At 59.9% G+C, this 24,839-nt stretch carries 21 protein-coding genes; 15 read left to right on the forward strand and 6 right to left on the reverse strand.

The genetic code is table 11. The annotated features are described in order from the left end of the window. The first annotated feature begins 40 nt into the window (after window positions 1-40). Window positions 41-835, forward strand: a complete 795-nt coding sequence (locus tag AC1DZU_RS28480) for a sugar transferase (RefSeq protein ID WP_477289920.1) — start codon at window positions 41-43, stop codon at window positions 833-835. Between the two features lie 12 nt (window positions 836-847). On the opposite strand, the gene AC1DZU_RS28485 is transcribed toward AC1DZU_RS28480, so the two are convergent. The 3 genes from AC1DZU_RS28485 to AC1DZU_RS28495 form a co-directional block, all read right to left on the reverse strand. Beyond that, entirely contained in the window at window positions 848-1,078 is a 231-nt protein-coding gene (locus AC1DZU_RS28485) for a hypothetical protein (RefSeq protein ID WP_095080619.1), read from the reverse strand. Between the two features lie 288 nt (window positions 1,079-1,366). Then, window positions 1,367-2,677 (reverse strand): polysaccharide biosynthesis/export family protein, encoded by a 1,311-nt coding sequence (locus AC1DZU_RS28490; RefSeq protein ID WP_477289921.1) that lies wholly within the window; start codon window positions 2,675-2,677, stop codon window positions 1,367-1,369. Between the two features lie 14 nt (window positions 2,678-2,691). Further along, the gene (locus AC1DZU_RS28495) at window positions 2,692-3,564 is read right to left on the reverse strand and encodes a glycosyltransferase family 2 protein (RefSeq protein ID WP_477289957.1); all 873 of its coding nucleotides are present in this window, start codon (window positions 3,562-3,564) and stop codon (window positions 2,692-2,694) included. A 245-nt stretch (window positions 3,565-3,809) separates the two neighbouring features. On the opposite strand from AC1DZU_RS28495, the gene AC1DZU_RS28500 reads away from it, so the two are divergent. Next, the gene (locus tag AC1DZU_RS28500; RefSeq protein ID WP_477289922.1) at window positions 3,810-5,042 is read left to right on the forward strand and encodes a glycosyltransferase; all 1,233 of its coding nucleotides are present in this window, start codon (window positions 3,810-3,812) and stop codon (window positions 5,040-5,042) included. Here AC1DZU_RS28500 and AC1DZU_RS28505 read toward each other — a convergent pair. After that, window positions 5,035-6,225, reverse strand: coding sequence for a glycosyltransferase family 4 protein (locus AC1DZU_RS28505; RefSeq protein ID WP_477289923.1), 1,191 nt, complete (start codon window positions 6,223-6,225; stop codon window positions 5,035-5,037). The genes AC1DZU_RS28500 and AC1DZU_RS28505 overlap by 8 nt on opposite strands. Window positions 6,226-6,361: 136 nt before the next feature. Here AC1DZU_RS28505 and AC1DZU_RS28510 point away from each other — a divergent pair, with 136 nt between their 5' ends. The 5 genes from AC1DZU_RS28510 (at window position 6,362) to AC1DZU_RS28530 (ending at window position 12,575) form a co-directional block, all read left to right on the forward strand. After that, a complete protein-coding gene (locus AC1DZU_RS28510; RefSeq protein ID WP_477289924.1) occupies window positions 6,362-7,639 on the forward strand; it encodes a glycosyltransferase family 4 protein in 1,278 nt (425 codons plus the stop codon). Between the two features lie 39 nt (window positions 7,640-7,678). Beyond that, window positions 7,679-8,857, forward strand: a complete 1,179-nt coding sequence (locus AC1DZU_RS28515) for a glycosyltransferase (protein WP_477289925.1) — start codon at window positions 7,679-7,681, stop codon at window positions 8,855-8,857. A 285-nt stretch (window positions 8,858-9,142) separates the two neighbouring features. Then, window positions 9,143-10,459 (forward strand): polysaccharide pyruvyl transferase family protein, encoded by a 1,317-nt coding sequence (locus tag AC1DZU_RS28520; protein WP_477289926.1) that lies wholly within the window; start codon window positions 9,143-9,145, stop codon window positions 10,457-10,459. Window positions 10,460-10,581: 122 nt separating this feature from the next. Next, window positions 10,582-11,559, forward strand: coding sequence for a glycosyltransferase family 2 protein (locus tag AC1DZU_RS28525; RefSeq protein WP_477289927.1), 978 nt, complete (start codon window positions 10,582-10,584; stop codon window positions 11,557-11,559). Between the two features lie 80 nt (window positions 11,560-11,639). Further along, window positions 11,640-12,575, forward strand: coding sequence for a glycosyltransferase family 8 protein (locus AC1DZU_RS28530; RefSeq protein WP_477289928.1), 936 nt, complete (start codon window positions 11,640-11,642; stop codon window positions 12,573-12,575). A gap of 60 nt (window positions 12,576-12,635) precedes the next feature. Here AC1DZU_RS28530 and AC1DZU_RS28535 read toward each other — a convergent pair whose 3' ends face one another. Continuing rightward, entirely contained in the window at window positions 12,636-14,093 is a 1,458-nt protein-coding gene (locus tag AC1DZU_RS28535; RefSeq protein ID WP_477289929.1) for an oligosaccharide flippase family protein, read from the reverse strand. A 331-nt stretch (window positions 14,094-14,424) separates the two neighbouring features. On the opposite strand from AC1DZU_RS28535, the gene AC1DZU_RS28540 reads away from it, so the two are divergent. The 5 genes from AC1DZU_RS28540 (at window position 14,425) to AC1DZU_RS28560 (ending at window position 21,048) form a co-directional block, all read left to right on the forward strand. Continuing rightward, window positions 14,425-15,492, forward strand: coding sequence for an acyltransferase family protein (locus tag AC1DZU_RS28540; RefSeq protein ID WP_477289930.1), 1,068 nt, complete (start codon window positions 14,425-14,427; stop codon window positions 15,490-15,492). 159 nt (window positions 15,493-15,651) lie between these two features. Beyond that, entirely contained in the window at window positions 15,652-17,085 is a 1,434-nt protein-coding gene (locus AC1DZU_RS28545) for a DUF4214 domain-containing protein (protein WP_477289931.1), read from the forward strand. A 20-nt stretch (window positions 17,086-17,105) separates the two neighbouring features. Then, on the forward strand, window positions 17,106-18,437 hold the full coding sequence (locus tag AC1DZU_RS28550; protein ID WP_477289932.1) for a glycoside hydrolase family 140 protein: 1,332 nt from the start codon (window positions 17,106-17,108) through the stop codon (window positions 18,435-18,437). A gap of 224 nt (window positions 18,438-18,661) precedes the next feature. Beyond that, window positions 18,662-19,723, forward strand: a complete 1,062-nt coding sequence (locus AC1DZU_RS28555) for an NAD-dependent epimerase/dehydratase family protein (RefSeq protein WP_184871709.1) — start codon at window positions 18,662-18,664, stop codon at window positions 19,721-19,723. 5 nt (window positions 19,724-19,728) lie between these two features. Continuing rightward, a complete protein-coding gene (locus AC1DZU_RS28560; RefSeq protein ID WP_477289933.1) occupies window positions 19,729-21,048 on the forward strand; it encodes a DUF4910 domain-containing protein in 1,320 nt (439 codons plus the stop codon). Here the strand turns inward: AC1DZU_RS28560 and rfbC are convergent. Further along, complete coding sequence (gene rfbC / locus AC1DZU_RS28565; protein ID WP_477289934.1) at window positions 21,043-21,594, reverse strand: dTDP-4-dehydrorhamnose 3,5-epimerase; 552 nt, start codon at window positions 21,592-21,594, stop codon at window positions 21,043-21,045. The genes AC1DZU_RS28560 and rfbC overlap by 6 nt on opposite strands. A gap of 354 nt (window positions 21,595-21,948) precedes the next feature. Here rfbC and AC1DZU_RS28570 point away from each other — a divergent pair, with 354 nt between their 5' ends. The 3 genes from AC1DZU_RS28570 to AC1DZU_RS28580 are packed head-to-tail and all read left to right on the forward strand — an operon-like array spanning window position 21,949 to window position 24,706. After that, window positions 21,949-23,244 carry a methyltransferase domain-containing protein gene (locus AC1DZU_RS28570; RefSeq protein WP_477289935.1) on the forward strand — a complete coding sequence of 432 codons (1,296 nt, stop codon included), beginning with the start codon at window positions 21,949-21,951 and terminating at the stop codon, window positions 23,242-23,244. Further along, complete coding sequence (locus AC1DZU_RS28575) at window positions 23,241-24,056, forward strand: sugar phosphate nucleotidyltransferase (RefSeq protein WP_095080663.1); 816 nt, start codon at window positions 23,241-23,243, stop codon at window positions 24,054-24,056. Before AC1DZU_RS28570 ends, AC1DZU_RS28575 begins: the two co-directional genes overlap by 4 nt. Continuing rightward, complete coding sequence (locus AC1DZU_RS28580; RefSeq protein WP_477289936.1) at window positions 24,053-24,706, forward strand: PIG-L deacetylase family protein; 654 nt, start codon at window positions 24,053-24,055, stop codon at window positions 24,704-24,706. Before AC1DZU_RS28575 ends, AC1DZU_RS28580 begins: the two co-directional genes overlap by 4 nt. Window positions 24,707-24,839 lie beyond the last annotated feature (133 nt).

The following is a 24,839-nucleotide window of genomic DNA, read 5'->3' on the forward strand; positions in this document are numbered from 1 at the left end:
TTGGAAGAGTGACCGGAACAATTCGAACAGCAATCGTCCCATGTCAACAAACACCTTCGAGTCGCACCAGGGAACACCGATCTGGGTTCAGCCACCTCTTCCCGTGGCGGCTGACAGCCGAACGGCAGTCCTGCACGTTGTTCCTGCGCCCGACCACAACAGTGCCGGGGCAGTATTGACAGACCTGTCGCCCGCCATCAGGACGGGAACGACGAACCCTCCCATCGGAGGTCTCCTGAAGCGGATCATGGATCTGGTCATAGCGGGCACGGCGCTTATCATGGCCGCGCCTGTGATGATCGTCGTTGCCCTGCTGATCAGGATGACGGCAGGAGGCCCGGCAGTGTTCTCGCACAGCCGTATCGGGTTCGGCGGAAAGCCGTTCGATTGCTATAAGTTCCGCTCGATGGTTGCCAATTCGGAAGAAGTTCTGAAAGCATATCTCGAAGCCAACCCTGATGTCTGCAAGGAGTGGGAAGAGACCCACAAGATCAGGAACGACCCCCGCGTCACGCTGCTTGGGTGGATGCTGCGCAAGTCGAGCCTCGACGAACTCCCCCAGCTCTTCAACATCATCCGTGGCGACATGAGCTGCGTGGGCCCAAGGCCCATCGTAAAGGACGAACTCATACGCTACGGCGACCACCTAGGGGAATACCTTCGGACAAGGCCGGGACTCACCGGTCTCTGGCAGGTGAGCGGAAGAAGCAGCATGGACTACGCCAACCGCGTGGCGCTCGACAGCCAGTATGTGCGGAACTGGTCGATCTGGCTCGACATCGTGATCTTGTTCAGGACGATTTTCGCAGTGATGCGCTTCGACAGGGCTGCCTGAAGTCCCGACCGCTCACCCTTCCGTCCGCTTCCAGTGGACGGACAGCGACAGGCCGACGATGTAGGCGCAAGCCAATACGAATGCCAGGATCAGGAATTTGGTGACGGTCACATGGCCGGGCAACCCAAGGCCATTCCAGGCAAAGCTTCCGATCACAAGCAGCGCAGTAGCCGCGATCAGGGCGGGAGCCTTGAACCGCAGTCCCAACAGAACGCCCCCCGCCGATACAGCCACGACACTCATGAGCACCGAAATCTCCAGTGATACCCGCAGGACTGATCGCCTCACTGCGGCAGGGAAGGTTTCGTCAGCGTGTGCTCACTGATATGCGGCCTCAAAGTGCATGGCAAGTGCCAGGGTATTGCGCAGATGATCCGGGTAAGCATCACCCCCAGTTTTCTTGCGCCCTTGTTTTCTTGCGCCCTTGTGTTCTCGCGCTTCCGGGCGGCTTCCTGCGGCAATTTCAGCTTCCGAAGCCCACGCCAATGGGTGCGGCGAGTCGTGGACCTCCCTGAACCAATGCAAGTTTGATCAGTTGGTGCCCTGAATCGGGAGCGTCTCTGCCTGCACGCTGCCGCCTGCAGGGAGGGCAGCCAAGCCGGATGGGGGCGGGGGGATATCGATCTTCACGGTATCGCCTGGCTCGATCGGCGTGGTTTCCTCAGCCGTGAGTTCTTGCGAGCCACTGTCCGTCATCCTCACGATCTTGAAGATCGGCTTGGCCCTTTCGCCGCGCTCTCTAAGGGCGAGCAGAGCAGGTGCCGTGACCTCGGTATCGTGCAGCAACTGCACCGCGGTGTTGGCCTTGCTGGTCACTTCATTGAGCTGGAGCTGCGTCTCGCGCAAGGAAGCGGCGACTTCGCTGGCTTGGCTATTGCCGAGGTTGAGGATCTCGATGTCGGTCTTGCTTATCTCCTGCCTGACTCGCAAAAGCGAGGTCTCGGCAACCAACCTGTCGCTCTGCATCTGTGCGACCGTTCCCTGTAGAGAGAGTTCCCGCGGTGCAACCGCCAACCCCTTCTGGACAAGGGCCGAAACACCCGCGAGCTCCTTCTGGATGAGTTCGATCTGTTGGTCGTGGAAGGCCATCTGCTGGCCGAGCGAGGTCAGTTCCTTTTCGAGGAAATCCTTGAGTTCGCGGAGGGCACGGAGTTGCGTCGCCATAGCGTCCTTGCGGACAGCGAAGATCTTGCGCTCCTGCTCCATCGCAACCGCGACCGTCTCGTTCGAAGCTCTGTCCATCAGTTGCGCAGGGAAGGCGATGTCGTCGCTGCCAGCCAGTTCCGATTCCAGCCGCGCTTTGCGGGCGAGCAGACTGACGTTGCTCAGCGCCAACAGACCCACGTCGCCCTGGCCCGCGATGACTTCACGCTCGAGCCTCGACATGTCCTCCTCGCGTGTTCGCAGGCCGCCGGCGATTCCCATCGCCTGCAAGACCGTCAGTCCGGGTCTGAAGGGAAACTCGCCGGGCTGCGTGACGTAGCCGACGATGTAGAACGGCCTGTACTGGACAATCTCGACGGCGACATCCGGCTGGCGGCCGAGTCCCATCTGCTGCATCAGGCGGTCGCCGATCGCGCGGGCGAGGTCGCCGGGGGCGGTGCCTTGCGCCCGTATCTGGCCGACAAATGGAAGGAAGAGCGTGCCGTCGGCACCGACAACGAAGCTGTCGTTGAGAGCCGTCCATTCAAAGATCACGTCGCGTGATGCGCGCCATTCGTAAACCTTGAGCCTGACCTTGTCCTGGGGTCCGAGGAGATACTCGGCAGCCATCGTCGGCAAGGGGCAGGCAGCTGCTGCCGCCAATGAAACCGCCGCCACCGTCAAAAGCCATTTCCGCATTGTCTTTCCCGCCGTCAGATTTTCAGGATGTATTCGGGTTCGATTCGTCCCATGGCGATGTGCAGGATCGCCAGCATATTGCCCCTGAGCCTGCCCCTGCGATCGATATACGGCTCGGGCCGCAGGCTCTTTGCGAGGTTGGCCGCAATATTCCTGAACATCAGGGGAAGCGCGAAAGAGGCCGGAACGGAGCCCTTCCTGATCAGGTAGATCGCATTCGCAACCTGGGAATAGCCGAACCGCTTTCCGCTGACCCGGCCTGACTTGATACCGAGGTGGACGCCTGTGATTGCAGTGACGCAGACCACGCGGCCTTTGGATCTCAACTGGCTGGTGAAGTCGATGTCTTCCTGCCAGCCGTACAAGACCAGGCGCTCGTCGAAGCGCAAATCTCCCACAAACGAGGACCGGAAGGACATGTTGCATCCGTACGCACCGACATGGTCGACCACCGGTGGTCCATCATGTTTTTTGCCCCGGGTTTCCCGCAAGGCGGCTTCGGCATCTTCCCAGGTGAGGCCGGCATTCGTGGCGCCGTCCCTGACGACCATGCCCATCACCACCGCCCATCCGTCATTTTCCACGAAAGCTTTCTCGACCTGCGCCAGGTATTCGGTGGACGGAACGAAATCGTCGTCGAAGAATGTGATGATGTCGAAGCGCGCCAGGGAAGGTACGAGAGCCGTGTTCCGCTGGGCAGACGATCCCATCGGTCCGAAAACGAGCGACAAGGGGAAAGGACAATCTTCCGGCAGTTCGACATGCGTGGCGTCGGGCGCCGACACGATGACCTCGTCGGGAAGTCTCGTCTGGTCACCCAAATACCGAAGCAGGCGCGCGACCTGTCCGCGGCGGCCAAGGGTCGGGATGATCACTGCTAGTCTCATGCTCGATCCAGTTTCGGTTCCCGCCGAACCTAGACCGGCGAGGGGGCCGAAACAGCCTGCATAAAAGGTGACGGAACGAGCTTGGCCTACCCCCGGAGACAGGCTTTCGGAGTATCTCGGTAAACGACCCACAGCCATAAGTATTAGATAGGCATGCGTCCGGAACAGTCTGTAACCGATCGTACAACTTGCCGGGGCAACAAGATGGAATGGAGACTGCTGGCCTGACGAGGCTAGGGGGAACCATGCTCCACGAACGCTCTTCCGATTTGGCGGTCGCGGCCAAGGTCGATGTGCCCATCGAGGAGTTCCCGGCCGCGCCGGGGCCTGCCGTCGACAGGTATGCGAAGATAGCGGTCGTTCATGACTGGTGTCCGAATTTCCGGGGAGGGGAACGGGTTCTGGCGCAAATCTGCAAGCAGTTCCCCAATGCTGAAGTCTTCACGCTTTTCGATTTCCTGCCGCCCGAGGTGAAGGAGCAATATTTCCGTGACGTGGAATTCCATACCTCCGCGGCCAACCGGATCCCGATGGTTCAGAAATTCTATCGATCCCTCTTCTTCTTTTGTCCCTTCCTGATCGAACAGTTCGACGTGACAGGCTACGATGCCGTGATCTCGTCTTCGGCCGCATTTTCGCGCGGCGTGATCACCAGGCCGGACCAGCCGCATCTGTGCTATGTGCACAGCCCCGTCCGCTACGCCTGGGACGAACAGTTTTCCTATCTTCAGCAAGGGCGCCTTGGCTTCGGGCCCAAGGGGATGCTCTATCGGTACATGCTCCATCGCCTGAGGACGTGGGACACGAGAACCGCGCACGGTCCGGACCTGATGCTGGCGAATTCGAATTATGTCCGCTCCCGAATCCAGCATATTTACGGGCGCGAGGCACGCGTCGTTTTCCCGCCGGTCTCGCTGGGAGAACTGCCCTGTGTGGAGGACAAGGACGACTTCTATGTCTCGGCGTCCTTCCTCGCCCCTTACAAGCGCACCGACCTCGTCATCCGGGCCTTCAACGAGATGCCGTCGCGGCGACTGGTCATCGTTGGCGAAGGGCAGCAATCAGCCAGCTTGCGGGCGCTTGCCGGTCCCAACATCACCTTCTCGGGTTACCTGCCCCGGAAAGACTATGTGGACACCCTGGCGCGGGCGAAGGCGATGGTATTTGCGGGCTGCGAGGATTTCGGCATAGCGCTGGCCGAGGCGCAGGCCTGTGGGACGCCGTTGGTGGCCTTCGGCCGCGGCGGGGCCGTCGACATCGTACAGCGCCTGGGATCATCCCCCGAGCCGACAGGGGTCCTTTTCAAGGCTCAGACCGTCGAGCACCTCAAGGAGGCCGTCGAACGGTTCGAAGAGAGCAGCTATGCCATCACGCCCCGCGCTTGCGCCAAGAATGCCGGACGTTTCTCCGAGGAGAACTTCGACCGCGCGATCCTGGAATCACTCGGGGCCGTCCAGGCACTTCACGAGATCATGTGAATTCGCGAGCCCTGACGATCTTTGCTTCCGCATCGACGCCGTCCGCGGCCGCCATCGCCTTGAGATAACGCAAGGCCGTCGCCCTCCAGCTGTATGCCGAGGCTCTCGCCCTTCCCTTGCCTATCATCTGCAGTCGCAAGGCCTGGGAACCGCGAAGCTGCGCGAACCTGTCGAACCATGCGTTCGGGTCGTCGGGCGGTGCAAACAGGGCTGCGCCGCCGCAGACTTCAGGCAGGCTGGCGCGGTCGGAAACCACCACGGGGCAGCCGACGGCCATCGCCTCGAGGGCCGGGAGTCCGAAGCCCTCCGTGAGCGAGGGGAAAGCCAGGCATAGCGAGTCCCTGAGCAGGGCCGCCAATTCGCCATCGGAAACGCGGCCGAGCCAGTGGATGTTTCGAGCTTCGGTCCTGGCCGTCCCTGACCTGAAGACCCGCGAATCCGACATGCCGACGATCGCTATTCTGAGTCCGGCCTCGCCAAGACGACCAGCCATGTTCAGGAGGAGATCCACATTCTTGTGGGGTGCGGCACTGCCGATCAGGACAACGGTTTCCCGCGAGGCCGCCAGCCGTGTCTGTGCCGAGTGTTCAGGCTTCCATCGCAAGGCATGCTCATGGCCGTTCGGCGCGACGAAAGCCCGTTCTGCCGGGAAGACGCCGCGGCGAACCAGTTCATCCAGGGAGTAGTTGGAAACGGTCGAAATTCCGCACGCCGTCTTGCCGAGGCCGGGCAACAGGTTCCTGTAGAGAAGCTTGAAGGCAAGGGAGTAGCTCTGCGGGGCGTTCCAGACATTTGCATCATGGATGCAGACGATATGCTTGCGGGAAAGCAGCGGCCCGGTGTTGCAGAGGCTGAGCAATCCGCCGCCATCGAGGGATGAGGGGAGCTGCACCTGCTCCCAGACATGCCCGCTCGTGCGGCCGATCTCGCGACGTTCGATGAAAGCCAGGGGGATGTCCCCGGACCCGGGCGGACAGTGCAGACTGAGTTCTAGGCCGCGGGCGAGCGGCTCCTGTTCCGCGATCAAGGCGTCGAGAGAGTTGACGACCTCGCGCGCATAACGCTGGACACCTGTTGTCGGCTGGGAAAGAAAACGCCCATTGATGGTCCAACGCCGCGCCATGTCGTCCCCCTTTGCAACCTTCAATGTGGAGCCGCAAAGACGCCAGGTCACCATGGCCATCGGGTCATCCGGCTAAGCGGCAATCATCCGGATAGGCGAGGTCGGACAGCGTGCCTACCTCAAACGTTTGAGGGCCTTGGTGCCCCCGGGGATGCTAGTCTGGCCCAAGGTGCGGGAAGGACCGGGGAAGGGGGACATGGGCAAACTCGAGTTCGACACGACGGAGTCGCCGCCACCAAGACGGGCCAGACGGGTGAATGGACACCGAGCCGACACAGCCCTGGCCAGATCTGCTGCCGACGGCGCCGAATTCCTGATCGGGCATTCGGCTGGGGTGTGCGTCGACCCTGAAGCGCCGAGACGACGCTGGACGATAAACGGAGACTTCACGACGCTTCGGCCGACTGGAGTGGCCCGTTACGCCCGCGAGGTCACCTTGGCTCTCGACGCCCTCATTTCGGAAGGGCATCCCCTCGGTCGCGACCTGGAAATCGATCTCGTGGTGCCGCGCCCGCTTTCCGAACCTCTCCACCTCGATGCCATCTCCGTGCGTGTCGTTCCCGAATTCAACAGGCCGCGACTTCCCCAATTCTGGGTGCAGGCGCAGTTGCCCTGGCATGTGCCCGGAGGATTGCTGAGCTTCTGCAACCTCGCTCCGGTCGTGCTGAGGCGCCAGATCGCGTGCATCCACGACATGCACACCAGGCTCATGCCGTCGAGCTACGCGCGGGGGTTCCGGTGGGCGCACCGCCTGATCCTGCCGGCACTCGGCAGGCGGGCCGCCCGCATCACCACGGTCTCGCAACTCTCGCGCAGCCATCTGGTCGATTTCGGGATCGCGCCACAGCAAAACATCGTCGTCACCTACAACGGCAGCGACCATGCGAAGAGATGGGATGCAGCGAGATCGTCTCTGGTCGTCGACCGGGGCAGGCCGTATGTCCTTTGCCTTGGCAGGCGGGACCAGGAATACAAGAACATGGGGCTTCTCGCCAGGCTAGCCCCACTCCTCGACGGGATGGGTCTCGACCTCTGGATGCCAGGCGATGTCGACGAGACCACGGTCCTGAGGTACGTCCCGGAAATGCCCGGAAACATCGTCCTCCCTGGCCGCATAGGCGATGACGACTTCAAGAAGGCGCTCGAAGGCGCCCTGTGCTTCCTGTTCCCGTCACGGATCGAGGGCTTCGGGCTGCCCGCTGTCGAGGCGATGGCTTCGGGCTGCCCGGTCGTTGCCTCGACCTCGCCGTGTCTTCCCGAAATCTGCGGGGATTCGGCCCTCTATGCCGATCCCGACGACGTCCAGTCATGGGCCGAAGCCATCCGCCTGCTGATGCTTGCCCCTGACTTGCGGCAGCGGCTGGTTAGCAAGGGGCACGCGAGGGCGAGCAGTTATTCCTGGCGGTGGATAGCGTGGAAATACCTCGAACTGATGGTCCAGGTCGACGCCGATTTCGGGGAGTACGGCAGTTGACCGGCAGCCAGTACAAGGATTGATCTCCAGGAGAGCACGATGAACGAGCGGCCCGACCCGCACGACCTACGCGCCGCGAGCAGGCGGGCATCCGCCAACATGCTGCTTTTCGACAACTCCCTGTCGATCCTGAACAGGACCGGCGCCTACCACATTGCCAAGGACCTCACCGGGGAATTTGTCCCGGGCCGGGCCAAAGTCCGCTACTGGCGGCTGGGTTCCTTCGCTCCCGAGGGTCTTGTCCGCAAGATAGTCGCCCGGCTGATGATGCTGGAAATCAACTGGCTCCGCGACAGCGAGTTTCTCCTGATCCGTGACGGGGTCGAAGAGCGTGGCTTCCGGCTGTTTTTGGATCCGCTCTACGTCCTGAGGTCACACCTGACCGAGAATGATATCGTCCTGTGCCACGATGTCGGTCCGCTGACGCACAAAGACCTCTACGGCGAACGGACTTGCGCCAACTACCACCTCGCTTACGAGAAGATCCGGCGCATCAAGCCCGGGGTCGTCTTCGTCAGCAATTTCTCTGCCAAGCAATTCGAGTCTCTTTTTGGCTCTGGTTTCCGGTTCCTGACGACAATCCCGCTGTATCTGCGCACCGAACTGTTTGACGGCCCTGCGGAAGCAATCTCCGGCTTGAGCAGTCGGTATTTTCTTACCGTGGGCGCGTTCGAAACCCGCAAGAACCAGATCGCCGCCCTGAAGGCGTATCGGGACGGTGGGTTCCATCGTGAGGGAATAGAATACGTCTTGTGTGGGTCGCGTGGCGATGGTCATGCAGAGACCGCGGAACTGGCGGGATCCATCGCCGGAGTAAGGCTCATGGGCTACGTGCCCGATGCACAGCTGCGCTGGCTCTATGCAAACGCCGAGGCATTCGTGCTGCCGAGCCTTCTCGAGGGTTTCGGGATGCCGGCACTGGAGGCGGCCTACATGGGATTGCTGCCGATAGTGTCCGCGGACAGTGCGCTCGTGGAGGCGGTGGGAGGCCAATGCTTGCAGGTGCCGCCGAACGATCCGGCGGCGATCGCAGACGCGATGCGAAAAGCGCTTTCCCGAAGCCCTGCGGAGAAGGCGGAAACAAGCCGCTCTCTGCGCAACACGGCGTCAGCTGCAACCAAGGATCGGTTTCTCCAGCAATGGAGGGATTTGCTGGTCGCCGACGCAGCCAGACGTGCAAGTTTGCGCAAACTGCAGGCAACAAAGCCCATTGGCTGAAATGCCCGGCTAGCCCGTTACCTTGCATGCGCTCGCACAGCTGACGGATTTTTGCGGCGATGGTATCCCGCAGCGGGTCGGGTCAACCGGCTTTTCGGCGCAGATCAGCCTCATAAGATGCGCCGCCGGACAAGGCTTCGATTGCCGGACGCCCGGCCACCCGCAGGCGCTGACACACCCAAAAAGAGGTGTTCTTCAGCCCATAGGTTGAGGCGAAGAAACGGACCGGTGGTTCTATAGTGCACTGCACTCACGCACTCACTCACTTGAAAGCTACGGGTTCTTATGCAGTCCCAAAAAACGCAAACTGAAACCGTGCTTGAGCCTCAGCTCCGATCGCATCAATGGATCAATGGCTACGACCACGCGCATGCAGTGCCAAGCACCAAGCGAATTCGGATTGGCTTGATAGGGCAGTTTGGCGTCGGCAACTTCGGCAATGACGGCTCACTCGAGGCAATGATCGACACGCTCAGGCGGATTTGCCCCGAGGCCGAGCTTTCCGTGATTTGCACATGGCCCGAATCCGTCGAGAAGGCCTTCGGCGTGGAGACCATCAGATTGACGCGGCCAGCTATCAAGTCGCGTTGGCTCGACTTGGCGAACCGCATGCTCGGTCGAATGCCTTACAAGATGTGGGGACCGATCCGCGCCTTCCTCAAACTTCGTGGCTTTGATGCTGTCATACTGCCCGGAACTGGCGCGTTCGATGATTTTGGCGACACTCCGTTTGGAATGCCCTACGTTTTCCTTAAGTGGTTCCTGATGGCGCGGCTAAGGGGCTGTGTCGTCGCATTTGCGAGCATCGGCGCCGGGCCCGCCTACCACCCCCTGAGTCGCGTGTTCTTCGCCTGGACTGCCCGCTGCGCGTCATATCGTTCGTTTCGCGATAGGATTTCACGCGAATTCGTCGGGAGCCTCGGAGTTGATGTTGCGAACGACCGGGTTTTTCCCGATCTTGCTTTCGGACTACCAATCCTGACCGTGGAGCGTGAGGTCTCTAAGACCACTGTTGTTGGCGTGGGCGTGATGAACTACCGCGGTCGCACGGGTGGAGATGACTCGATCTATGACACGTACATTACCAACCTCGCGGAGTTTGTCGCACGCACTGTGACACGAGGCTTCGACATTCGACTTATCCTGGGCCAGGACAATGACGAGGTTGCAGTGGTCGATCTCATCGAGCGACTCCGCGGCCGGCTTTCCGACGCGGATTTGGCCCGGGTCGTTTTCAGTCGGTCTGCATCGCTTCACGACGTTATGGCGCAAATGCAGACTACTGACGTCGTGGTCGCCACCCGATTTCACAATGTTGTTTGCGCCCTGCGGGTCGGGCTCCCTGTCATATCTCTCGGATACCTCGAAAAGCACGACGCACTTGCTGCCGACACCGGTCTATCGGCCTTTTGCACCAGCGTCGAAACCTTCAGCGTCGAATGGCTGGAGTCGCGGCTGGACGCACTCCTTGCCGAGCGGGAATTGCGAGCGCAGGAAGTTCGCGAAACGGTTTCGCGATATCGGCAACAACTTTTGGACCAGGAGGTTCTTCTTCGAACACAAGTTTTCGCCCATGCCGTGTCGCGCCCGATCTTGTCTTGAAGCTGAGTGCGGGCATGTGCGACGCAAGAATCCGTAATAACGACACCAAAGATCGGATCGCCGTCTTGGTGAAACAGATGAGCAGATGCTCCCACGTCCAACAAATTCGCAAAGGTTGATCAATGCCACTAATTGACGTTGTGATTCCAAATTACTGCTACGGGCGCTACTTGCCTCAGTCCGTCCAGAGCATCGTGCGCCAGCAAGTAGAAGACATCAGGATTCTGATCGTTGACAATGCGTCAACCGACGACAGTGTCGATGTTGCAAATGAACTGGCAAGCCGTGACAGGCGGATAACGGTTATCGCACGGGAAAAAAATCTCGGGTTGCACGCATCCTGCAATGAGGGCATCGATTGGGCCATCTCGAAGTATTTTGTGATACTTTGTGCCGACGATCTGCTCGTCGAGGGTTGTTTTAACCGTGCCCTGTCGGTTCTTGAGCGAGAACCCGATGTGTCCTTTGCGTGTGGAGGCGAACTGGTTTGGCATGAGGACCGGCCCTTCCCGGCAGTGGAGAATTCAGACGCACATGACTGGCGATTTCTGTCCATGGAATCGTTCGCCCTGGAGCGGTCGCTTCCGAGCAAAGTGTTGTTTGGAGGCGGCGCAGCGGTGATGAGAACCGCCGACCTCAAACGGGTTGGCCATTTCAGGCCGGAGATATCGTTCAGCGAGGACTTGGAAATGTTCTTGCGGCTCTCATTGGGCCGCAGAGCAGCGCTAACAAAGGCGATTCACGGAATACGGCGGGTGCACGGCGCAAATCTATCCGCCATATTCTGGCAGGACTTCAAGCGGGACATGATCGAGAAGAAACTCACCTTCGATAGTTTTTTCTCGCACGAGGCAGCCTCCGTGCCCGGGGTGGAACGGTTGCGCAGGGGCGTTTACCGAAATCTCGGAAAGCGCGCATACTGGTCCGGCCTTTCACACATCGCGCGCGGTGAGCGAGCAGCTGGCCTTGATCTGCTTAAATTTGCGGCTCAGCTCTCGCCAAGCTTGGCCTACATTCCGCCTGTAGACTATCTGGCCCATATGCCCAATCCGCTAGGCCACATCCGTACGCGCCTGGCGGAGGCCTGGAGCCGGCATTGAGAAACGATGTGACTGGCCATGTGGCTGCCATCACGCTGGTTCAGCCTCGGATCGGATGCCGACCGCGTAGAGGATAACGCATGACCGAAAAGCGCATCGGGGTCGTTTACCTGACCGACGGCAAGCGTGATGACCTGACTTATGCCAGCGCGGTGGCGTTGGGATTAAATCATGCACGAGGGATAGACATCCACATCGTCCAATCGGGGTTCAGCTCGGCCCCCCCGCCGACGGTGTTCAGGATCCTCCAGGCGAAGGGTCATCGGCTGGCGACCCACAGCCTTCCGACGGTCGACCGGGGCTTGCCCGGTCATGGCCACATAACATCGACTGCCTTTGAAAAAGCCGCAGCGATCGCTGCCGTTTCGGGCGATCACGATGTCGTCTGTTATCTCGACAATGATACGCTGGCCGTGCGGCCTCTTGATCTGGCAGCTGCCGCCCCGACAACGCGACCTCTCGCGGCCGTGCCCGACCTTTCCATCTGCACAGGTCTCGACAACCGCGCATTCTTTGAGAATTGCGACAAGCATGGCCTCGAACGGCGTTACTTCAATTCCGGCTTTATGGCCATCAATGTGTCTCGATGGATTGGGTCGGGAATTCCCGAACGGTTCTCTTCCGCTCTAAAGTCGCACGCGTACTTCTGTCCCTATTGGGACGGCTCATGCACCCATATCGACCAATGCGCCTTCAACATCGCCGCCCAAGGTGCATGGGAGACGCTTCCCGTGGAATTCAACGTGCAGAAGTCGGCATTCCAGACCAGCTATTGGGATCGGGCGTTGATCCGCCACTATACGGGGCCGGAGAAGTTCCTGCCGGCGGTGGCACATCGCATCGACAGCCAGGAACGGTCTATACTCGGCCGCATATCTTGCAACTGCGGGGAACTCGGCCTGAATATTCCTCCTGCGTATCTGGGGTTAACCTACAAGGTCAACAGATTGCGCAGGAGAGCGTATCGGATCAGAATTTCGAGGCTCATTGGACAGCTTCCGGGGCCCTCCATCTGAGCAGTCCTCCCGTCGACTTGCCGCGAGTTGATGGCGCGGGATCTCGGATAAGTTTCGGTATCAACCTACCGAAACCCGTGCCCGCCGGAGTCCCGGGAAAATCTTGATGATCTCATCGAGCAGGGGATGCCGGGTGATGATCAATCCAGCTGACCATCCCCCGAACGCCAACAGGCCCGCCGCAATGGCTTCCATATTGGAGAGCTCGAAGCCGGAACCGGAAAGCCCCACGGCTGCGAGGGGAGGCACCGCGCTCGCGAAGGCAACGACCGCACTTTTGCCTAGCGCTGCGGCGATCTCCAAGCGTCCAAGTCCGAGGCTGCGCCGGACGAAGCTCAGGGCAATATATGCCTGGAAGGGAACGGTCACTAGCATACACCAGGCGGCTGCCTGCAATCCGCCGAAGACAATGGCTGCGGAGAGGAGAATGCCCGAAATTGGGAAGGCGATCAGCGCGCGGATGAACAAGTCGCGGATCGCTCCCATCGCAACCATTACGGGGTAATTGAGTTCGAAACTGAAGGAGAAGAGCAACGCGATTGCGACGATTTGCACGAGCGGCGCGACTTCGGTCCACTGGTGACCCAGCACGATGTTCACGGTCGGGTACGCCAAAACCGACAGCACGAGGAGCGCCGGCCAGTGGAGCGCGGTGATGAGGGAAAGGGCGGATAGATAGGGACGTTTCAAATCCCTGCCTTGCCTGACCTCGGCCGAGAAGGCGGGCAGCACGACCGCCATGGCGCCTCCGATAACCAGCTTGTCGGGTATCTGCCCGATCCAGAGCGTCCTGCTGAACAAGGCTGCAGCATTCGGCGATATGAAGCGGCCGAGCAGGAGTAGGGGCAGCGCGTCAAAGATGCGGAAAAGAATGGCGATGGCGCCGTTGTATCCGCCGAACAAAACCATTCCTCGCCAGTTGGCGAGGGACGGTTTGAACATCCAGAAATGGGGCCATAGGGCGAAGGCGAGGCCTGCGGCAAGACCGCTGCCGATCAACCACGCCCAGACGAAACTCATGTAGCTGAAGCCCGCCAATGCCAGAATGATCGTGGCCGCGGAATTCGTCACCGCTGCCACTATGTCGATGGCCGCAACCTTGCCGAAGGACATTTCCCTCCGCAGCAGAGCGGTTATCAGCGTTAGAGAGGTATCGAGAAAGAGACAGGCCGCGACAACCCTGAAGTAGGGGATGAGGGTCGGCTCGCTGTAGAACGAGGCCAGGAGAGGGGAAACGACGACGAGAGCGACGGCGATGACCCCGGTGAGGATGAACATTACCGTGGAGGCGCCGCGGATATCTTCACGGCTGAGTTCCTCGCGCTGGATGAGAAAGCTCGCACTGGAGAACTCCCTTAGGGACAGGGCCATCGCCATGATGGCCATGGCGATCACCGACACCCCGATCTCCTTGGGCGTCAATATCCGGGAAATAAAAGCTGCTGTGGCAAAATTCGTCACGAGCAGCACGTAGCGTTCGCCCACGCTCATCAGGAGTGCGCGTTTCACCGAAAGCATGCGTGTACCTTCCCGACCGAGGCGACCCGCCGCCTGCGTCCCGAGGGATAGTCGGACAAACCCAGTTGAAAGTCATGGCGTCCAATAGGCGAGGAATACAGCCGCCTAAAGCGGTAGCGCAAACCCAAGTGCTCCGTCTGCCCCTGGGCCGGCCCGCCGGCGGCTGAAGTCGTCGGGGCGGTCGGTTGGCGGAATATTTGCCGAACGAGCAAGCAGGGATCATTCGTCGGACGTAGGAGGGCCACGTCGGAGGGATGCCTTGTATTAAGGCCGGTTAGACGTAGGGTCAGTGACCCCTCTTTGCCCCCTCTTTCTCACAGGACCGGATGGGATGGACCAGCAGGATCGCGAACTCTATGGACTGCAGATACTGCGTGCGATCGCAGCCTCGGGCGTCGTCATTCGCCACACCCTCGACATGTCCGATGGATCGGAAGCTGGGCGGTTCAGCCCGGTTTGGATGGCGACCTTCGGTGCGGCAGGCGTAGATCTTTTCTTCGTGATTAGCGGTTTCATCATGGTGTATGTGAGCTTTCCGCCCGGTCGGGCTGCGGATACACCTGGGCGTTTCATGATCAAACGGGCGAGAAGAATATTCCCGCTGTATTGGATCTGCAGCGCTGGGATACTGGCGATATCGTTGGTTGGGTTTTTGAAGCACAAAAACATAGGCGAGTTTTCAATATTTAATTCTATATTTTTGCTTCCAGGAGACAAATTAATATTTGTTGCATGGACACTTTCGTATGAGATGTATTTTTATGCTGCCTTCGCAATATGTCTAATTTTCGGGAAACTTATCCAAACGTCCATCTCGACAGTTTTACTTATGATCTGCGGAATTGTGTTGGGGCGTTGGATTCAGGATTCGAGTTTTTCTGAATTTATCTCTAGCCCTATCGTGCTTGAGTTTTGCTTCGGTATTGCTATAGCGCTATTGTTTATCTCAAGAAGTAAATGGGAATATCCGCCGGCACTCGGCGCGCTCGGGTTTTTCTTGATAATTGTTTCTCCAGTCTTCGTTAGCCATCCCGGCGATACAGCCATATTGCGAGTCATCGCATGGGGCCTTCCAGCAACTTTGATAGTGGGGGCCTTCCTAAAGACTAAGCGACCGCGATCGAAGGCCGGCCGGGGAATGATCCTGCTTGGGGATGCATCTTATGCCATCTACCTAACCCACATCTTTGTCATGCTGGGGTATGGTTGGCTAATCAAGGCGACATTCGTTGGGGGAGTATCGCAGGTTTCCTTCGCTCCCATGATCATATGCTTGTGCCTTATTGTCGGTGTTCTGACGCATCTGTTTGTGGAAAAGCCAATTCTGGAGCTGCTACGGAAGGCCACAATCCTTCAGCGGAGGCGGCCGCCGCTGGAGGCTGGCAGTCTGCCAAGGTAATCCAACCGGCGGCTGTCCATTGACGACGCGGGCCTAAGGAGCAGTCTCCGAAAGGGGTAGTGCAAGTACTCTGTTCACCCGTATGAGCAAATTGCTTCCCCCGATCACATGTCCGACAGTACGGGCTGAATTTGAAATCGGGCAGCGGAGGCTGTTGCCATGTCCTTTCGTTTCGCAACCGCTGCGGCCTGCCTGCTGGTGGCCGTTGCGCCTGCTTCCGCAGATGTCCTCTGGGGCGTCAACGGCCATCCGATAACCGCCTATCCGGGCATCCCGGTTGAGTTGCAGCTCGACTTCGTCAAGAATCTCGGCCTGAAATCATACAGGGTCAACATAACCAGCGAAGACAACGCAGATATGCTTGCCGCCCTTGTCGACGCCGCAAAGGCCAGAGGGATCGAGATCCTGCCTTTGATCACCCCCGCGGGCATCGACCTGGACAAGGATACTCCGGACGAGCTCTACGGGAAGACCCGGAAACTGGCGATCGCCCTTGGCACCAGGTTCAAGAGCGATATCCGCGTTTGGGAACTTGGCAACGAGATGGAGAACTACGCCATCATCAAGCCCTGCGAGAAACGCGACGACGGCTCGCAATATCCATGTGGATGGGGACCTGCAGGAGGAACGGGAGCGCTCGATTACTACGGCCCGCGCTGGGTTAAGGTGAGCGCCGTCCTCAAAGGTCTGTCCGACGGCATGACAGAGGTCGATCCGGGCATCAGGAAGGCGATTGGCACCGCCGGATGGGGCCACACCGGCGCTTTCGCGCGGATGAAGCACGACGGGATCGCCTGGGACATCTCGGTCTGGCACATGTATGGCGACGACCCGGAATGGGCTTTCCGCGAAATCTCGGCATACGGCAAGCCGATCTGGGTCACCGAATTCAACAGTCCCAATGGAAGTCAGCGCGGCGAGCGGCAGCAGGCCGATGGTATCAAGCAGACAATGACGCGGCTTCGCGAGCTCAACGAGAAGTACAAGGTCGAGGCCGCGCAAATCTACGAACTGTTCGATGAGACCTACTGGGCCCCCGGCTTCGAAGCCAATATGGGACTGGTGAGGCTCACCGCGGCATCCGAAGGCAAATGGAGAGTCGGCGAGCCGAAGCCCGCCTACAAGACGGTGCGTGACTTCATCCGCGGCCCGCAGCCGCTGCCCAAGCCGCATCGCGAGTGCGATCCAGAGACGACCGCCGCGAACAAGTCCCCATATGTGAGGCAGGCGAGCTTCACCTACTGCCTCGTGCTTGGGCGTGAGGGCGACACCGAAAGCGTGGATCAGTGGTCGGCTGCTCTTGAAAGCGGGGACAGGACGATCGCTGGAATGGCCGTGGAACTGATGCGCTCGGACGAGTTCCAGACCAGCTATGCTACGATCGGCCTTACCGACCGCGCCTACATCGGTTTCCTTTACATGCTGTTTCTCAACCGTCCCGCTGACGATTATGGGATAGAAACCTATTCCCGGCAGCTGCGCGCGGGGACCATGACACGCGAGGATCTGGCCTTCGGCATCATCGGTTCATCGGAATTCAAATCCCAACACGCCGCCACCCGCGAAGCGTCCGCAGCGCCGCCCCCCGGGTGAGCAAGAGGAGCGTCAAGGCAGTGCGCCTCGCATCTGTTCTGATGGCCAGCGCCCTTTTGGCGGCTATGGCGACCGGAAGCTTGGCCTGTGAGCGCTCTGGCGGGACAAAGTTCCCGCTGCGGATCGAATCCGGAAAAAACTACCCGGTCGACAGGGAAGGCCATCCGTTCTTCATGCACGGAGACTCGCCCTGGTCGCTGATCGGCGACCTGACGGACGAGGACGCTTACCTCTACCTTGAGGACCGCAAGGCTCGCGGGTTCAACACCGTTCTGGTCAACCTCCTCGAGCACCGATTTTCCCGCAACGCGCCAGCAGACGCGTATGGCGACAGGCCATTCGCCGACAACCAAGATTTCGTTGTTCCCAACGAGGCATATTTCGCCCACGCCGATCGCATCCTGCAGCGGGCTTGCGATCTTGGTTTCCTGGTGCTGCTCGCTCCGGCATATCTCGGATATGGCGGTGGCGGTGACGGTTGGTATCAGGAAATGGCGGCTGCAGGGGCAGGGGAGCTTGCCACCTACGGCCATTTCGTAGGACGTCGCTACCGACGCTTCGATAACATCATGTGGGTCAACGGCGGCGACTACAATCCTGCGGACAAAGATCTGGTCAGGGCTCTCGCCAAAGGCATCATGGACGAGGACCCCGATGCTCTCAGCACTTTCCACGGCCATTCCGATACAGCGCCGCTCGATTTTTGGGGTCAAGAAACCTGGCTGAAGGTGAACAACGTCTTCACGTACGGCCCGGTCTATACGGCAGCGATCAGAGAGTACGATCTCGGCAGGGGTATGCCTTTCTTCCTGATCGAAACTGCCTACGAATTCGAATACGATGCCGACGAGTACCGGATCCGCGTCCAGGCTTACCAGGCGATCCTCTCGGGCGCATTCGGGCATCTCTATGGCAACAACCCGATCTGGCATTTCGAGGGGCCCGGCCTCCATCGGCAGACCATGGAGTGGAAGGAGGCCCTCGACAGTCCCGGCGCAAAGAGCATGGAGGTGCTCATCGCCTTCATCTCGTCGATAAAATGGTGGCTGCTCGAACCCGACAGCAAGAACAGATTTCTTGTCGAAGGCATGGGCAAGGACATGGGGAGGGCGGTCGCCGCGATGGCCAAGGACGGCTCCTACGCCGTCGTCTACATGCCCAGCAACGAGGCCGTCACCGTCGACCTCGCGCAGCTTTCGGAGACTATCGTCCACGCCCGCTGGCGCGATCCCACCAGCGGGGAAATGACGGATGTCGAAGGTTCCCCTTTCAAGGCGGAGCGCACAGCTTTCAAGCCGCCAGAGCTCAACAGCCGCGGCTACCCGGACTGGATTCTGGAACTCACGCCTTAGTGTCCTATGGCGCAAGGCCGACGCCGTGCACGAGCTGCGCGCGGTCACCGATGGACCTCTGACGGAACGCTCGCCGAAAGGATTAGCCGCGCACCATCCGAAAGGGGTAGCGGGCGGCGAGGCTTCGTCCAACGGGCCATCCTGATCGCCTATTGGCGTTCTCCCTCACTGTTTTCAGCCCAAGTAGCCTCTGCGCGATCATATCCGTTGGGGAAAGGTGTGCGATGAAAGTCATGGTAACGGGCCATCAAGGCTATATCGGCTCGGTGATGGTGCCTATGCTGCTCCGCGCGGGGCATTCGGTGACGGGTTACGACAGCGATCTCTACCGGCGCTGCACCTTTGCTTCGGGCGGAGAGCAGGCTTCCGTTCCCTCCATCCAAAAGGACGTCAGGGACGTGCAAGCGCGCGACCTCGAAGGGGTCGATGCCGTCATCCACCTGGCGGCTCTTTCCAACGACCCGCTGTCCGACCTCGATCCGGATATCACCTATGAGATCAACCACAAGGGCAGCGTTCGTTTCGCGAAGGCGGCCAAGGAGGCCGGCGTGTCGCGCTTCCTCTTCGCCTCGTCGTGCAGCAATTACGGCCAGGCGGGTGAGGGGATGGTCGATGAAACGGGCGAGCTGAACCCGGTCACGCCCTACGGCTGGTCCAAGGTGCTTTCGGAACGGGATATCTCGGAATTGGCCGACAGCAGCTTCTCTCCGACCTATTTCCGGCCGGCCACCGCCTACGGCGTGTCACCCCGGCTCCGCTTCGACATCGTGCTGAACAATCTGGTCGCCTGGGCCGTCACCAAAGGCGTGATCCTCCTGAAGTCGGACGGGACACCGTGGCGGCCGATCGTCCACATCGAGGACATTTCCAGGGCGTTCATCGCCGGACTGGAAGCGCCGCGCGAGGTCGTCCATAACGAGGCCTTCAATGTGGGACGGACGGACCACAATTACAGGATCCGCGACATAGCCGAGATTGTCGCCAAAGTCGTGCCGGGCTGCCGGCTTGAATTCGCGTCGGATGCTGGACCCGACAAGCGGTCCTACCGCGTCGACTTCGGCAAGATCGCGCGCTCCCTTCCTGCATTCAAGCCGCAGTGGGATGCGCGCAAGGGCGCCGAGCAGCTTTACCAGGCCTACGGCAAGTCGAATGTCACTCTCGAGGAATTCGAAGGACCGCGCTTCCAGCGTATCGGCCACATCCGGTATCTTCTGGCCAACCGGCTTCTGGATGAGCGGATGCGGGTCACCGAACCTTCGCGAAAGCTGGAGGCAGCGGCAAGCTAACCGGAATGGAACACATAACCCCCGAGGGACTCGGCCCGCCGCCGTCTTCCATCGACCTCGGCCAGGAAATCTATGCCTTGGCCGAACGTCTCTTTCCGATTTGCAGGAGCATCACCGGGGACGGTGTGCGGCAGACGCTGGATATCCTGTCGGGGCACGTCGACCTGGACCGGCATGAGGTGCCCACCGGCACGCAGGTGTTCGACTGGACGGTTCCAAAGGAATGGAACGTCCGCTCGGCCAGCATCATAGGCCCGGACGGGCAAACGGTCGTGGATTTTGCCGACTCTAACCTGCACGTCGTCAACTACAGCGTACCCTTCAAGGGGATCCTGCCGCTCAACGAGTTGATGTCGCATATCCATACGCTGCCCGACCAGCCGGGAGTAATCCCCTACCGCACCTCCTACTACGCCCCGACATGGGGCTTCTGCGTAGCCTACGACCGCGTCGCCAAAATGCCCGACGGTCTCTACCGGGTGGAGATCGACGCCGAGCTCAAGGACGGCAGCCTCACTTACGGCGAATACCTGCACCGCGGGCAGACCGAGCGGGAATTCCTTCTTTCGGCGCACATCTGCCATCCCTCATTGGCCAACGACAACTGTTCGGGCCTGGCCCTGCTGGCAACCCTTGCGAAAAGCATGAAGGCAAGAAAGACACGATACAGCTACCGCTTCCTGTTCGCTCCAGGCACGATCGGGTCGATCGCGTGGCTGTCTCGCAACGAGGGCCGGACACATCTCATCGACCACGGTCTGGTGCTGTCATGCGTGGGGGACGCGGGACGCCCTGCATACAAGCGCAGCCGGCGTGGCGATGCCGTCATCGATCGTGCCATGGCTCATGTGCTGGGGCGTGAAGCCGGGGCAAAGTTGATGGATTTCTCCCCCTACGGCTATGACGAGAGGCAATATTGTTCGCCGGGCTTCAACCTTCCGGTCGGCATGTTCCAGCGGAGCGTCCACGGCACCTTCCCCGAATACCACACGTCGGCTGACGATCTCGACTTCATCAAGCCGGAGTACCTGGAGGATTCCTTCCGTATCCTGACCGACGTGATCGACATCGTCGAAGGGGATTGGACGCCGTTGAACCTCTGTCCCAAGGGCGAACCACAACTCGGCAAGCGCGGCCTCTACGCCGCCCTGGGCGGACAGGCGTCTTCGGGAGCAACCTCGATGTCCCTGCTTTGGGTGCTCAATCTCGCCGACGGCCAGCATTCGCTTCTCTCGATGGCGGAGCGCTCGGGTCTGCCGTTCAGGGAACTGGCCGCCGCCGCGAGAATGCTGTCGGATCACGGTCTGCTGGCCGCGGCTTCATAAGGCTCCAGCGGCCGTTCTCTGCTTGAGCAACGGCCACGCCTTGTCCCTTTCGGACATCGCCGTCGGCATCAAAGGCCAGGCTATCGAAAAGGCAGGGTCGTTGTAGCGGACGCCCGTCGACGCATGAGGCGTATAGAATTGCGATATGAGATACGAGACCTCGGCATCGTCCGTAAGGGTCTGCAGCCCGTGGGCGAAGCCGGCAGGGATGTAGACCTGCTTCATGTTTTGGGGCGTCAGCTCGAAGCCCAGCCAGTTGTAGCGTGTCGGCGAGTTCGGGCGCAGATCCACCACGACATCGAAAATCGCGCCGCGGACACAGGAGACGAGCTTCACCTCGGCGTACGGGTCGTCCTGGAAATGCAGGCCCCGCAGTGTTCCCTTTTTGACCGAATGTGCACGGCTGTGCTGGACAAAGCGCGTCGCCAGCCCGCAATCGGCCATCTCCTTTTCACAGAATATGCGGGTGAAGGATCCGCGATCGTCGACCACCGGTGTCGGCTCGATCAGCCAGACACCCTTCAGCTCCGTTTCGGTAAACCGCATATCTGCCTAAATCCCTAGTAGCCGGGCCCAGTTAGCCGGGGCTAGCACCGCGGTCGGATTGTCGGCACCGCCTGCCTGGGCTGGAAGAGCTACCTAAGCCTTAGGTGGCTTCTCCGATCGCGGTATGCCCGGCCGACCGCATTACCCCGTTCGGAGGTCCTTGCGCAGTCATTGCCCCCGCCGTTTCCCTATAAGGATTAAGGCACCCAACGGATTGGCAAATCGAACTCGCGGGGCGCCCCGTCCTAACCTGCGTTGAAAAGATGCACTCCCTGCGGAGCGCGGCGGGCACAGGTTCATCGTCAGGCCACCGCGTCTCCGTTTTTTCAAACCAGGGCGACAGAGGGGTACGGAATGAATATTCAGGCTGTCGAGATTGCTCGCGACCAGAACACGGCACGCCGCAGTGTCAGCTGCAGGCTGTGCGGATCGCGCCTGCGCCACAGTCTGGTCGACCTGGGCATGTCGCCACCTTGCGAGAGCTTCCTGCAGGCCGACCAGCTTGACCAGATGGAACTCTATTATCCACTCAATGTCCTGGTCTGTGAGCGCTGCTACCTGGTGCAGCTCAAGGAGTATGTGAGCCCCGAGACGATTTTCAACGAATATGCCTACTTCTCGTCCTTCTCGACAAGTTGGGTGGCCCACTCGAAAGCCTATTGCGAAGCGATCACGAAGCGACTTGGGCTTGGCGCCGACAGCTTCGCGGTAGAACTCGCAAGCAATGACGGCTACCTGCTGCAGCACTTCCTGCCGCTCGGCGTTCCCGTGCTTGGCATCGAGCCGGCGGCCAACGTTGCGCGCGCTGCGGTCGAGAAGGGCGTGCCCACCCGGGTCGACTTCTTCGGGGTGCGGCTGGCACTTCAGATGGTGGCCGAAGGACTCCGCGCCGATCTGATCATCGGCAACAATGTCCTGGCGCAGGTGCCCGACCTCAACGACTTCGTCGCGGGAATAAAGATCCTGCTCAAACCGGAGGGCGTGGTCACTCTCGAGTTCCCGCACATCGAGCGGCTGATGATGGAGAACCAGTTCGACACCATCTACCACGAGCATTTTTCATATTTCTCACTGCTGACGATCGACCTGATGGCGGCCCGCCACGGGCTGCGGTTGATCGACGTCGAGGAACTGCCCACCCATGGCGGATCGTTGCGTGTTTATCTCGCCAACGAGGGCAGCAGCTGGGCCACGGATGACAGTGTCGCCGAACTGCTCGAGCGCGAAAAAAGACATGGGCTTACGGAAATGACGACCTACGCGTCTTTCGGCTACAAGGCGCAGCGTGCGAAGCGCGATCTCCTGGCGTTCCTGGTTTCGGTTAAAAACGAGGGCAAGACGATTTGCGGTTACGGCGCGCCTGGCAAGGGCAACACGCTGCTCAACTACTGCGCCATCGGCACCGACTTCCTCGACTTCACGGTGGACCGCAATCCTTACAAGCACGGCCGCTTCACGCCGGGCATGCACATCCCGATCAAGCCCATCGACGCGATCGACCAGGCCAAGCCAGACTACATCCTGATCCTTCCGTGGAACCTGAAGGACGAGATCATTCAGCAGATGCACCATGTCGCCGCCTGGGGCGCGAAATTCGTGGTGCCAATTCCTTTTGTGACAGTGATCGATCTATCGGAGTTACGGAGATGAAAGTCGTCCTTTTCTGCGGCGGCCGCGGGACCCGGATCCGCGACTATTCCGAAAGCATACCAAAGCCGATGATTCCGCTCGGCCACCAGCCGATCCTGCGCCACGTCATGCAGTGGTACAGCGATTACGGGCATGACGAATTCGTGCTGTGCCTTGGCTACAAGGCCAATGTCATCAAGGATTTTTTCCTGAACACCCGGCCACAGACCTTTTCCGATTGCGTGGTTACGCACGGAGGCCAGGACGTGAAGCTGCTGGGTGACACGGTCAAGGACTGGAGCATCACCCTGCTCGATACGGGCATCTGGCGCAACATCGGAGAACGCCTCTGGGCTGCGAAGGATCACGTCAAGAACGAGAAGATGTTTCTGGCCAACTACTCCGATGGCCTGACCAATGTAGACCTCGACGATGTGATCGCGAAGTTCGAGGCCAGCGGCAAGATCGCCTGCTTCCTCGCCGTGCGCGCGCCGCTGACATACCATTTGGCCGACATCGCTGAAGACGGTCGCGTACGCGAGTTCCGCACGACGGAGACGTCCGAGATCTGGATCAATGGCGGCTACTTCGTGTTCCGTCCCGAAATCTTCGACTACATGCGTGACGGCGAGGAACTCGTTATCGAACCTTTCAAGCGATTGATCGATGACAACATGCTGATGGCGTACAAGCACGACGGGTTCTGGCGTTCGATGGACACGCTGCGTGATTGGCAATCGCTCGAAGACATGGTCGAAAAGGGGGACATGCCCTGGAATAGGAGGGTCACCGCAGAGAAAATCAGGCGCAGCATGGTGATGGCTGCATCATGAGGGGACTTGGCCTCGCACGTCGCGGGGAGAAACTCTCGATCCTCTGCCTTGGTGCCCATTCCGACGACATAGAGATCGGTGCGGGAGGCACGATCCTCGGGCTGATCGCGTCGGGGGTCGAATTGGATGTCGACTGGTGCGTACTGAGCGCCGGCGGCCAGCGGTCTGCCGAAGCCAGGGCTTCGGCAGAGGCCTTTCTCCAAGGATCGCACTCGTCCACGGTCCACGTCGCCGATTTCGAAGACAGCTACTTTCCGACCCATAGTCGATCCATCAAGCAGTGGCTGATGGATCTAAGATCGCGGGTTCATCCCGACGTGGTGTTGACCCACGCCAGGTTCGACGCCCATCAGGACCACCGGGAGGTCAACCAACTGACCTGGAACGTCTTCCGCGACCACCTGGTGCTCGAATACGAGATTCCGAAATGGGACGGTGATCTTTGCCAACCCAATGCCTACGTGCCGCTTACGGCCAACGTGCTGGAACGCAAGATCGAACTCCTTCACGAGCACTTCGGGACGCAGCGCTCCAAGGACTGGTTCGACCGCGAAACATTCGCCGGCCTTGCCAGGTTGCGCGGGATGGAATGCCGGGCACCCGAGCATTTCGCCGAGGCTTTCACGCTTCGAAAGGTCAAGATTTTTTAGCGGCTTTTCACATATTTTTTCGCCAAGGAGAGAATGGTGGATGACCGATGAATCGGGTGAAAAGGGGGTTGAACTGACCGGACGATCTGTTACTTAAATCGCTGCATCTGAGTGAAAAATACCACAGAATCGG

This window comes from Mesorhizobium sp. P2_A12 (genome assembly GCF_056405075.1).